Source organism: Desulfovibrio sp. Huiquan2017 (assembly GCF_017351175.1).
In the GTDB taxonomy this organism is placed as follows: domain Bacteria; phylum Desulfobacterota; class Desulfovibrionia; order Desulfovibrionales; family Desulfovibrionaceae; genus Pseudodesulfovibrio.
Genome location: NZ_JAFMPN010000003.1, coordinates 93,729 through 105,607 on the forward strand (window position 1 = coordinate 93,729; position 11,879 = coordinate 105,607).

At 63.9% G+C, this 11,879-nt stretch carries 6 protein-coding genes and 1 pseudogene; 5 read left to right on the forward strand and 2 right to left on the reverse strand.

Translation table 11 applies throughout. The features are described 5' to 3' along the window. Positions 1-43: 43 nt before the first annotated feature. Positions 44-718 (reverse strand): annotated as a pseudogene (locus J0909_RS18630) (ATP-binding cassette domain-containing protein); the annotation flags it as partial. Between J0909_RS18630 and J0909_RS03205 the strand changes: the two are divergent. Genes J0909_RS03205 through J0909_RS03215 form a run of 3 tightly spaced genes read left to right on the forward strand, consistent with a single transcriptional unit; the run spans position 633 to position 4,635 of the window. Further along, on the forward strand, positions 633-1,556 hold the full coding sequence (locus J0909_RS03205) for a DUF362 domain-containing protein (RefSeq protein ID WP_207260423.1): 924 nt from the start codon (positions 633-635) through the stop codon (positions 1,554-1,556). The pseudogene J0909_RS18630 and the gene J0909_RS03205 overlap by 86 nt on opposite strands. A 40-nt stretch (positions 1,557-1,596) precedes the next feature. Then, a complete protein-coding gene (gene hypF / locus J0909_RS03210; protein WP_207260424.1) occupies positions 1,597-3,915 on the forward strand; it encodes a carbamoyltransferase HypF in 2,319 nt (772 codons plus the stop codon). 9 nt (positions 3,916-3,924) lie between these two features. Further along, positions 3,925-4,635, forward strand: coding sequence for a DUF3298 and DUF4163 domain-containing protein (locus tag J0909_RS03215; protein WP_207260425.1), 711 nt, complete (start codon positions 3,925-3,927; stop codon positions 4,633-4,635). Positions 4,636-4,796: 161 nt separating this feature from the next. Here J0909_RS03215 and J0909_RS03220 read toward each other — a convergent pair whose 3' ends face one another. Next, complete coding sequence (locus J0909_RS03220) at positions 4,797-5,936, reverse strand: pyridoxal-phosphate-dependent aminotransferase family protein (RefSeq protein ID WP_207260426.1); 1,140 nt, start codon at positions 5,934-5,936, stop codon at positions 4,797-4,799. 275 nt (positions 5,937-6,211) lie between these two features. On the opposite strand from J0909_RS03220, the gene J0909_RS03225 reads away from it, so the two are divergent. Next, the gene (locus J0909_RS03225) at positions 6,212-8,158 is read left to right on the forward strand and encodes a methyl-accepting chemotaxis protein (RefSeq protein WP_207260429.1); all 1,947 of its coding nucleotides are present in this window, start codon (positions 6,212-6,214) and stop codon (positions 8,156-8,158) included. Positions 8,159-8,297: 139 nt separating this feature from the next. Next, positions 8,298-11,819, forward strand: coding sequence for an FAD-binding and (Fe-S)-binding domain-containing protein (locus J0909_RS03230; protein WP_207260431.1), 3,522 nt, complete (start codon positions 8,298-8,300; stop codon positions 11,817-11,819). Positions 11,820-11,879 lie beyond the last annotated feature (60 nt).

Consider the following 11,879-nt stretch of genomic DNA (forward strand, 5'->3'; position numbering starts at 1 on the left):
CCTCGGCCCGCGAGCCCGCGTCCAGGCCGTCCAGGGCCTCGTCCAGAAGCAGGATGTCCGGCCCGGGAGCCAGGGCCCTGGCCACCAACAGCTTGCGCACCTGGCCCGTGGAAAGCGTGCGCATCTCACTCCCGGCCAGATCCCGAATGGACAGAAGGTCGATGACGGCGTCGGCCGCCGCCTCCTCTTCGGGCTCGGCCCGGTCGTAAAGAATGGGGGTGTCGTAAAAACCGGCCAGGACCACGTCGCGGCCCAGAACCCGGGGGGTGTGCAGGAAATAGAAGTCCTGCATGTCCGCCGAGACCAGGCCGATGCGCTGCCGCAGACCCAGCACGGATCGCTGGGGCCCGTCGCCGAAATCAAAGACCCGCTCCCCGCCCACGTCCGGGGCGATTTCGCCGCGCAAGATCTTGAGCAGGGTGGACTTGCCCGCGCCGTTGCGCCCGGTCACGGCCGTATGGCGGCCGCGCACCAGTTGCCAGCTCAGGGGGCCGAGCAGACGCCGACCGTTGCGGGTCACGGTCACATCCTTCAGGGAAATGAGTGGATTCATTTGGGTATTGTCTCCTTTCCCGGCCCGGCTGGCAAGCCCCGGCTTGTCATCGCCCGAGCCCGGGCCTATGCTCTGTCCCATGCCTGAAACCGTCGCCATCCTCCGGGTCCCGGAATACAGGGACGAACCGCTCGGCCGGGCCACGGCCAAGCTCTTCGAAACCATCGGCTTCACGCCCACTCCCGGCGAACGGGTGCTGGTCAAGCCCAATCTGGTCAACGGGAGCAACGCCGCCCACTGCACCACCCATCCATTGGCGGTCCGGGCGGCCTGCGCCTGGCTCCTGGACCAGGGCGCCAAGGTGACCGTGGCCGACTCCCCCGCTTTTGGCCCGGCGGCTTACGTGGCCCGAGCCTCGGGGCTGGCGGAGGCCCTCGCGGACATCGGCCTGGAAGTGCGGAGCCTGGCCCGGCCCGCGCCCCTGCCGCTGACCCTGGGCGGGACCATCGGCCTGTCCCGGGACGCCCTGGAGGCGGACCGCATCCTGAACCTGCCCAAACTCAAGGTCCACTGTCAGATGACCATGTCCGGCGCGGTCAAGAACCTGTTCGGCTGCGTGGTCGGCTTCCGCAAGGCGTTGGCCCACCACAGGCTCGGGCACAGCCACGCGGTCTTCAGGTCCATGATCATGGACGTGTACCGCGCCCTGCCCCGGACCACGCACCTCATGGACGCGATCCGGCCCATGCACAAGGACGGCCCCATCAAGGGCGAACCGTTCCCGCTGGGCATGCTGGCCGCGTCGAAAAACGGCGTGGCCCTGGACGCCATGGCCTGCGCCCTGCTCGGCCTTTCCCCGGGCCAGGTTCCCCTGTGGGCGGAGGCCGAAGCCCGAGGCATGGGCGGGATCGATCCGGCCCTGCTCGACTACCCCCTGGACACGCCCGATACCTTCGACACGGACGGCTTCGTCCTGTCCGAGGCGCGCGAGCTGTCGTTCGCACCCATGCGGCTGGTCCGAGGCCGGGTGCGCAGCCTGCTGAAACACTTCGTAAAAAGCTGATCCCCCTTGCGTTTTAACGGGTTGGGCGGTATGAGCAACCATGCGAGTACGCCAACGATTCACCATAACCGGCCAGGTGCAGGGAGTGGGGTTCCGCCCCTTTGTCTACCGCATAGCCCTGGACCACGGCGTAACCGGCTCGGTGAACAACTCGTCCGACGGGGTGCTCATCGAAGTCCAGGGCGAGGCCGAGCAGGTCGGCGGATTCGCCGAAGACTTGACCGGCAAGCTGCCGCCCCTGGCGCGCATCGTCACCCTGGATTCCGAGCAACAGGCGACAGTGAACGGCGAAGAAGGATTCATCATTCTCGAATCCACGCGCAAATCCGGCAATTCGGTGCTCATTTCGCCGGACGTGGCCACCTGCAAGGACTGTCTGGACGATATGCGCGACCCGGACAACCGGCGTTACCGCTACCCGTTCACCAACTGCACCAACTGCGGGCCGCGCTATACCATCACGCGGTCCATCCCCTACGACCGGCCCCAGACCTCCATGGCCGAATTCGTCCTCTGTCCCGAGTGCGAGACCGAATACCGCGACCCCCTGGACCGGCGCTTCCACGCCCAGCCCAACGCCTGCCCGCGCTGCGGTCCGCGCACCTGGCTGACCGACCGCGACGGACGGGTCATCGCCCAGGGCGACGACTCCCTGCGTCGACTGGCCCGGGAGCTGGCCAACGGCCGCATCGCCGCGGTCAAAGGGTTGGGCGGCTTTCATCTGGTTTGCGACGCGGGCTCCGAAAAGGCGGTGGCCGAGCTCAGGCTGCGCAAACACCGCCCGGACAAACCGCTGGCCGTGATGATCCCGGATATGGACGCGGCCCGAAGGCTGGCCCGAATCTCCCCGGCCGAGGAGCAATGGCTGAGCGGCCTCCAGCGACCCATCGTCCTGGCGGCCAAGCAGCGCCCCTTCCCCCTGGCCGAAGACGTGGCCCCGGACACGGACTTTGTCGGGCTGATGCTGCCCTACACCCCGCTGCACCACATCCTGCTCCACGACTACGCCGAACTCAAAGGTCCGGACGCGGCCCTGGTCATGACCTCGGGCAACATGAGCGCCGAGCCCATCTGCCTGGACAATGGCGAGGCCCAGGAACGGCTGGCGGGGATCGCCGACATCTTTCTTTTTCACAACCGGGACATCCTCATTCGCACGGACGACTCCGTGGTCCGAGTCAACCCGGCCTCGGACGAGCCCGTCTTCATGCGCAGGGCGCGCGGCTTCGTGCCCGCCCCGGTCTTCCTGCCGGTCAAGGGCGACACGGTCCTCGGCGTGGGCCCGGAACTGAAGTGCACCCTGACCCTGACCAAGGGAGACCAGGCCTTCACCAGCCAGCACATCGGCAACATGTCCAACTTGGAGACCCTGGAATTCCACAACGAGATCCGCGCCCATCTCGAAGACATCCTGCAAGTCGAGCCGAAGCTTATCGTCCGCGACCTGCACCCGGACTACATGACCACTTCACTGGCCGAGGAACTGGGCCGCGAGCGGGGAGTGCCCGTGGCCGCCCTGCAACACCACTACGCCCACATCCACGCGGTCCTGGCCGAAAACAAATTCGACGGGCCGGTCATCGGCCTGGCCCTGGACGGCACGGGATACGGCGAAGACGGGACCATCTGGGGCGGCGAATGTCTGCTGGTGGACCCGGCAACCCTGGACCACCAGCGGCTGGGCCACTTCGCGCGCATCCGGCTGCCCGGCGGCGAAGCCGCCGTAAAGGAGCCATGGCGCATCGCTCAGGCCGCCCTGTGGGAACTGGGAATCCGGGAACCCGGCGCTTACGCATGGCCGTGGCTGGACCGCTTCGGGGCCGAGAGCCGGTTCCTGCCGCAGATCCTGGGAAAGGGAATCAATGCGCCGCAAACCTCCAGTTGCGGACGGCTGTTCGACGGCGTGGCCGCCCTGTGCGGGTTGACCTCGGCCATCACCTACGAAGGCCAGGCGGCCATCCTTCTGGAACGCGCCCAGGACATGGACGAGACCGGCGCCTACCCCTGCCCCATCAAATCCGACGACCCGGTGGCCCTGAACACCCTCTCCCTGGTGGCGGCCGCGCTCGACGATCTGGAGCATGGCGTGTCCGTGGGAAAAATCGCCCGCCGTTTTCACCTGGGCCTGATCAACGGGCTGACCGAAATGGCCTATTCCTTCGCCATGCTCATGGATATCCCTCATGTGGCCCTGTCCGGCGGGGTCATGCAGAACCTGACCCTGGCGAGCGAATTGCCCCTGGCGCTCCGGGGCGCGGGTCTGCTACCGTTGGTGCATACCCAGTTGCCGCCCAACGACGGCTGCATCTCCCTGGGCCAGGCGGCGTGGGGAGTACGCAAATTGCGCAACGAACCCTAGGGAGGAATCATGTATCGGATATCGACGCTGCTGACCGTTCTCTTCCTGCTGCTCGGCGCATCGACGCTCCGGGCCGCTCCCCCCTGCGCTTCGCCGGTCCTCGGCGCCATCGACATCCGGGAGCGGACGGCCGGTTTCAAGGTGGACGCCGAATACCCCGTGCTCTGCCAGGCCGAGCCCAGCCGGACCATCCGCGATTTCGTGTCCAACACCCTATTTGGATTCAAGAAAGTGGATCCGGACCATGACCTGAGCGTATTTCCCCATCCCTACGAACTGATCACCCGCTATGCGGTCTGGGCCACGCCGGGCGGCCGCTTCGTCTCGGTCAAGCTTCACGTCATGGTCTACACCGGCGGCGCCCACCCCAACAACTGGCCCATGACCTGGGTCTTCGACATGACCGACGGCGGCGAAATATCCCTGAACCGCCTGTTCCCGGACAGTGAGGCCGCCCTGGCCCGGATCTCGGCCATCTGTCGCGAAGTTCTGTCGCGCTCCCTCGGCGACATGCTCGTACCGGACATGCTCGACCAGGGCACCCAGCCCGTCGAGGACAACTTCAAGCGGTTCATCCTGACCGACGAGGGCGTGGCCTTCTTTTTCGCACCGTACCAGACAGCCCCCTACGCAGCGGGTGAACAGGTGGTGACCATCCCCTTCGACCGACTGGGCGGACTCGTCGCCCCGGACATTGCGGCCGCGGCGGACGTAAAGTAACCGCCACGCAATGGGAAAAGGCCGGCTCCCAAGCCCTTTCGCGACGGGCCCGCGCCAGGGAGCCACTTTGCATGGATAAAAAAACGGGCCGGGGAAATTCCCCGGCCCGTTGATTTTGTCCGCGCCCGCGCCTCCACGGGCATGCCGGTGCCGTCGAACGGCTACAGCTTCATCAATTCCTTTTCGAGTGCGTCCAGGTACGCCGCCAGCATATCGGGCATGATGTCGCCCATATGGCCCACGCGGAAAATCGGCCTGCGTCCCGCCTCTTCCAGGAGGTGGTTCAGCTTCATGTAGCCGGGGTCCATGAGATACCCCTCGTCGCGCATTCCTTCCTTGACGGTCTCTTTAAGCTGGACCGAAGTCACGCCCTGAGGGCAGACCACGGTGGACACAGTGGGCGAACGGAACCCTTCCGCGACGAACATCTCGAACCCGTCCAGCCCGGCGGCCCACTTCTCGACCATGCCGCGCATCTCGATATGCCGTGCGAAACGGTTTTCGATGCCCTCTTCGTTGACGATGCGGTCGAGCTGGTACCACATCATGTTGGCCAAGGTAGTGTTGGGCGTGGTCAGTGTCTGGTTCTTGCGCGCCCGCTCCAGATGCTTGGTGATGTCGTGATGATGCCCCTTGTTGGTCACCCGCCCGGCTTTTTCCTCGGCCTCCCCGGAGACGAAGCCTATGCCGAACCCGGCGGGCAGGGCCAGGGACTTCTGGGTGGCCGTGGAATACATGGCCGCACCGGAATCGGACAGGGCGATGGTCGCCCCGCCGAAGATGGACACCCCGTCCACCAGGGGCATGGCCCCGTATTGGCGGATGAGCGAACAGACCGCCTTCATGTCGTTGATCACGCCGGTGGACGTCTCGTTATGAGTGAATGAGACAACCTGGGGCCTGAGCGCCTTCAGCTTGTCCTCCAATACGTTCAGATCAATGGGCATGCCGTAGTCGAACTTGAGGTTCTCGGCCTTTTTCCCGTTGCTGACCGCAATGTTGTAGTACATGTCGCCGAAGGACCCCACGGACACGTTCAGGAGCGTCTCGTCCTCGGCCACCAGGGAACGGATCGAAGTCTCCATGGCCGAGGAACCCGACCCGAGGCACAGGATGGGCTCGTAGTCGTCGCCGCATCCGGCGATTTTCCGCAGGTTCTCGCGGATGGGACCGAACCGCAGATCGTTCTCCGCGTCGCGGTGCCCAAACTCGGGCAACAAAGCCGCTTCCTTGACGTCCCGGCGGATGTAGGTCGGTCCGGTGATGAACAGTTTGAGAGGCGCAAAATTCGGCTTGCTCATGATCTCTACCCTTCAGTGCTTGTAACGAAAAAGAAAAACCAGTCCCGTACCACGAAAATGTTCGCGATCAGTATAACGGGCGGGGGGGAAAGGCAAGACTGACGGCCCCCAGGAAAGGGCTAAGCGGGGCAGGCCGCCGCCCCACGGCCGCGTCCAGCTTTAGCCAGGAGTTGAAGATTATAATGTCGGCATTTTATTTTTTACTGAAACATTGTGCCCAATTTAGCTTAATCGGATGGGATGGAAACAACTGTCAAGTCACTGAGGGGTGAACTATGTTGAAGAATCTTCGTCTGGGCTTAAAGCTCGGCATCGGTTTTGGCATTATGCTAATTTTGGCGGCCGTCATAGCCGCCATAGGCTTCCTAAGTATGTCGAGCATCCGGGATCGCGTGGACAAGGCGGACGACGCGAATCGGCTCGTTCGCTTCATCCTCGAAGACCGCATCAAGGAAAAAAACTTCATGCTCCGGGGGAACGACAAACTTGTCGAAGAGCATGCCGCCATTCTCAAGGACCTCTTCGATCAGGCCGCCAAGACCCGCGACAAATTCGACAACCAGGCCAACAAGGACCAGATGACCGCGACGATCGCGGCGGCCCGGGAGTATGAAAAGGCCTTTGCCGACTACGTGAAGTTGGAAAAGCAAAAAGGCGACAACATGGGCCGGATGCGCGAAAGCGCCAATGCGGCCTTGGGCTTGGCCGAAAAGTTGCGCAGCGAGCAGAAGGAGCAGTTTTCCACCCTGCTCTACGCGGGTACGGCCCCGAGGACCGAACTGGAGGGCAAGCTGGCCAAGGCGGACGACGCCAACCGGATCATCAAGTGGCTTCTGGATGCGCGCAAGAACGAAAAGGAATACATTGTTTCCCGGGACGGCACCTACCGCGACGCCAACTTGAAGGATACGGAGCGCATCCTGGCCCTGACCGCCGATCTGGGACAGCGCTTTCAGGATCGGAGCAACATCGAGTTGCTGAAAAAAGTCGCCACGGCCGTGACGCAGTACAGGGAGGAATTCGAGAACTTCCACCAGTGCATACAAAGCCAGATCGTGGCCGAGGGGGAAATGCTCAAGTCCGCCCGGGCGGCCGACGCCGTCTGCCGCAAGGCGCGCTCGGAGCAGAAACAGGCCATGCTCGACGACATGGCGCGGGCCAACATCCTGAGCCTGGGCACGGCGGGCGCGGCCGTGCTCTTCGGCCTGGCCGCCGCCGTAATCCTGACCCTGTCCATCACCCGGCCCGTGGCCAAGGGCGTGAGCTTTGCCGAAGGCATGGCCGATGGTGATTTCACCCGGACGCTGGACGTGAACCAGAAGGACGAGATCGGCGTGCTGGCGACCGCCCTGAACAACATGGTCGTCAAGTTGCGCGAAGTGGTCGGAACAGTGGGCGCAGCCTCGGAGAACATCGCCTCGGGCAGTGAGGAACTTTCCGCGTCGGCCCAGGCCCTGGCCCAAGGGGCCACGGAACAGGCAGCCGCCGTGGAGGAAGTCTCGTCCTCCATGGAACAAATGGCGGCCAATATCGGCCAGAATGCTGAAAACGCCAAGCAGACCGAAGATTTGGCCAACAAGGCCGCCGCCGATGCCCGCGAAAGCGGCGAATCCGTGAGCCAGACCGTGGGAGCCATGAACAGCATCGCCGAAAAGATTTCCATCATCGAGGAAATCGCCCGACAGACCAACCTGCTGGCCTTGAACGCGGCCATCGAGGCGGCCCGCGCAGGCGAGCACGGCAAGGGCTTCGCCGTGGTCGCAGCCGAGGTGCGCAAGCTGGCCGAACGCAGCGGCGTGGCCGCAGCCGAAATCAGCAGCCTGTCCACCAGCTCCGTGGCCGTGGCCGAAAAGGCCGGAGAAATGCTCCAGCAGTTAGTGCCGGACATCGAGAAAACCGCGGCCCTGGTCCAGGAAATAACCGCGTCGAGCAACGAGCAGAGCGCAGGCGCGACCCAAATCACCCAGGCCATCGAACAACTCGACACCGTCATCCAGCAAAACGCCTCGGCCTCTGAGGAAATGGCCTCCACCAGCGAGGAACTCTCATCCCAGGGCCAGGAGTTGCAGTCCACCATGGGCTTTTTCAACGTGGGCGACGGCCAGACCGCCACAGTCCGCGTGGCCGCAACCCGCCCCCGCGCCCTGCCGATGGAGAAACGCCCCAAGCGGTCGACGCTCCCGATCCCGGCCGGCGACGGAGGGGACTTCGAACGATTCTAGCCGAGAGAACTCCGCACACCACGGGGCGCGGTGTCCACATGGACGCCGCGCCCCTTTTGGGTGGGTTCTGCAAACTTGCCATTCATCCCAAAAGGTCTTACTCCTCTTCCCTTCAACGACCATCATGGAGTAATAAGACATGGCCTTGCTCGGACCCCATATATCGATTTCCGACGAACAGCTCATCACCCGCGCCTTCGGGGTGGTGGACATGGAACAGTTTCAACACTGGCCGGAAAAGGTCAAGAAACTCGCTTCGAACCTGGCCGCCGAACTGTTCCTGGTGCGCTACAATCCGTTCATAGACCCGGAACTGGTGCGCACGGCCGTGGATCGGCGCTTGAACATGTCCCGCCCCATGCTCGACCGCGAATTCGCCACCATCCTGACCAAGGGCATCGAGCTGTTCTGGGAGCGCCACGGGCGGGAAACGGCCTTCCGCGACACGATCATCTCCCGGCTCCGGAAATTCATGCCCGAGGACGCCATCGGGCACGAGCCGCATTCACGCGTCGAGTCGGCCACGGACGCCACGGACCTGCGCATGGAGCTGCCCATGCTCGTCCTTTTCCCCGAAGACGAGGCGCAAATCCAGGGCATCGTCAGACTGGCCAATGAAATGCACTTCGGCGTCATCCCGCGCGGCGGGGGCACGGGCGCGACCGGCGGGGCCATCCCGGCCGAGGCGCGCTGCGTGATTCTGTCCCTGTCCCGCTTCAAGAAGATTCTCGACATCGACCCCGTCGAGCGGACCATGAGCGCCCAGTCCGGGGTGATCACCCTGAACGCCATCCAGGCCGCGGCCCAGAAGGGACTGCTTTTCACCGTGGACCCGGCTTCCAAGGCGGGGTCGTCGCTGGGCGGCAACATCTCGGAAAACGCAGGCGGGCCGTTTGCCTTCGAATACGGCACGACCATCGACAACATTCTGAGCTACCGCATGGTCCGGCCCGACGGCTCGCTCATTGAGGTCCGTCGCAAAAACCATCCGCGCCACAAGATCTATCCCTTCGATACGGCCGAATTCGAGATTCTCGACGCAACGGGGCGGCTTCTGGACACGGTCTCGCTCAAAGGCGACGAGATCCGCGGCCCGGGGCTGGGCAAGGATGTGTCCAACAAGTATCTGGGCGGGCTGCCCGGGGTGCAAAAGGAGGGCACGGACGGGATCATCACCACGGCCACCTTCGTCTGCTACCCCAGCCTGGCCCACTCGCAGGTCCTTTGCCTGGAATTTTTCGGCCGCTCCATGAGCAACGCCATGCTGGTCATCAAGGATGTGGTCAAGATGCGCGACACCATCCGCGAGGAGGGAGACCTGGTCAAGATATCGGCCCTGGAGGAATTCGGACCCAAATACGTCCAGGCCATCGAGTACCAGACCAAGTCCACGCAGTACGAGGGCGACCCCATCTCGGTCATCATCATGCAACTCGACTCGGACGACAAGGAGGCCCTGGACGCGGCCCGACAGACCGTGCTCGCCCTGGCCCAGCCCTACGACGGCGTGGATATCTTCGCCGCCCGGAACGAGCGCGAGGCCGAGCTGTTCTGGGAGGACCGCCACAAGCTGTCCGCCATCGCCCGGCGCACCTCGGGATTCAAGATCAACGAGGACGTGGTCATCCCCATGGAGGTTATCCCGCAGTTCTCCGAGTTCCTTGAAGACCTGAATCTCATCTACCTGGCCAAGATATACGCATCCACTCTGGACAGGATCGTGGACCTGGAAACGGTCAACCCGGAAGACGAGGATGTGAAGGAAGCGCGCAGGCGCATCCAGGCCATCCTGGAGGGAAAGATCACCTCCCGCGACTTCTCGGATGTGGAGCAGGAGGCCCAGTGCCGATTCCTGTTCCTCAAGCTGCGCGACACCTACCCGAAGCTCGACCGCGAAATCAAGGCGCTGTGGCAGGAACTGCAACTCAAGCGCATCGTCATCGCCAACCACATGCACGCGGGCGACGGCAATTGCCACGTGAACCTGCCGGTCAACTCCAACGACCCCGAAATGCTGGCCGCCGCCCATGAGGCCGCGGATACGGTCATGACCAAAGTGCTGGAGATGGGCGGCCAGGTGTCAGGCGAACACGGCATCGGCATCACCAAGATCGGCTTTCTGAGCGACGAAAAAATCCAGGCCCTGGCCGCATATCGCAAGGTTGTGGACCCCAACGGCATATTCAATCCCGGCAAGCTGACGGCCCGGACCCTGCCGAGCATGCCCTTCACCTTTTCCTTCAACCGGCTCATCCGCGACCTGGACGGCACGGCGCTGAAGGACAAGGAAGCGCTCATGGGCCTGCTCAAAAATATCCAGACCTGCACCCGCTGCGGCAAGTGCAAGCAGGTCTGCCCCATGTATCAGCCCGCACGCGGGCTCATGTATCATCCGCGCAACAAGAATATCGCGCTCGGCGCGCTCATCGAGGGCATCTACTACTCACAGATCCGGACCGGCGAGCCCGCCCATAAACTGATGAAGGAACTGCGGGATCTCATGGACCACTGTACGGCCTGCGGCAAATGCCAAGCAGCCTGCCCGGTCAAGATCGACTCGGCCGGGGCCGCCCTGTCCATGCGTTCCTTCCTCGACTCCAAGGGCAAGTCCGGGCACCCGCTCAAGCAGGTCATCCTGCGCAACCTGGCCAAAAACCCGGCCCAGACCCTGCCCGTGGCCGCCAAATTCCTGTCCGTGGGCCAGTCCATCCAGGACAAGACGCTGGGCATGATCCCGGCCCGCTGGCTGTCCAAGATCCAATCGCCCGTGGTCAAGCATCGCAGTCCGAACATCGACTACCGCAACCTCTCGGAAAAGTTGCATCTCGAAGAGGGCTCGGTCCTCAGAAACCCCGGCGCCGAACGTGACCAGACCGTGCTCTACTTCCCGGGCTGCGGCGCGTCGCTCTTCTCCCGGTCCATCGGCATGGCCTCGGTATACCTGCTGCTCAAGAGCGGGGTGAACGTGGTCCTGCCCGACCACCACATGTGCTGCGGTTATCCCCTGCTCGCCTCGGGCTGCGAAGAGGCATACAAGACCAACCGCCACCGCAATGTGCAGGAATTCCTGGACCTGCTGGTCAAGACCGGCAAGGCGGGCCTGAAGGCCACCACGCTGCTGACGGCCTGCGGCACCTGCCGCGAGTCCCTGGAGACCTACGATTTCTCCTCGGAGCTGGCCGATCCGCTCAAGCACTACGACGTGGTCCAGTTCCTCGTGGAGCGGCTGCCCGTCACGCCTCGAACCGAGCCGATCCTGTACCACGCGGCCTGCCACATGGAATGGACCGGCGTGCCCAAACTCAAGGCCCCGGAGATGTACCGCACGGCCCTGGTCGGGCTGACCGGCACGGAGGTTTCCCTGTCTCCCGGCTGCTGCGGCGAATCCGGCCTGGGGGCCATGACCAGCCCGGGCATCTACAACCGGCTGCGCGACCGCAAGCAGGAACAGTTGCGCGAGGACCTCGGCTTCGACCGCCAACGGCCCATCGTGGTCGGCTGCCCGTCGTGCAAGATCGGCATCAAGCGGTCCATGCTCCAGATGAAGCGGCCCAACCGGGTATTGCATGCCGTGGAGTACCTGGCCGAATGTGTGGGCGGTCCCCGATGGGAAAAGGAGCTCAAACAGCTCCTGGACCGGGTGGAACGCAAAGGGGCGTAGGCCCGGACCTGAAGTTTCAGTGACGCCGCCCGGCCCGCCAGGGACCGGGCCGCCACACGG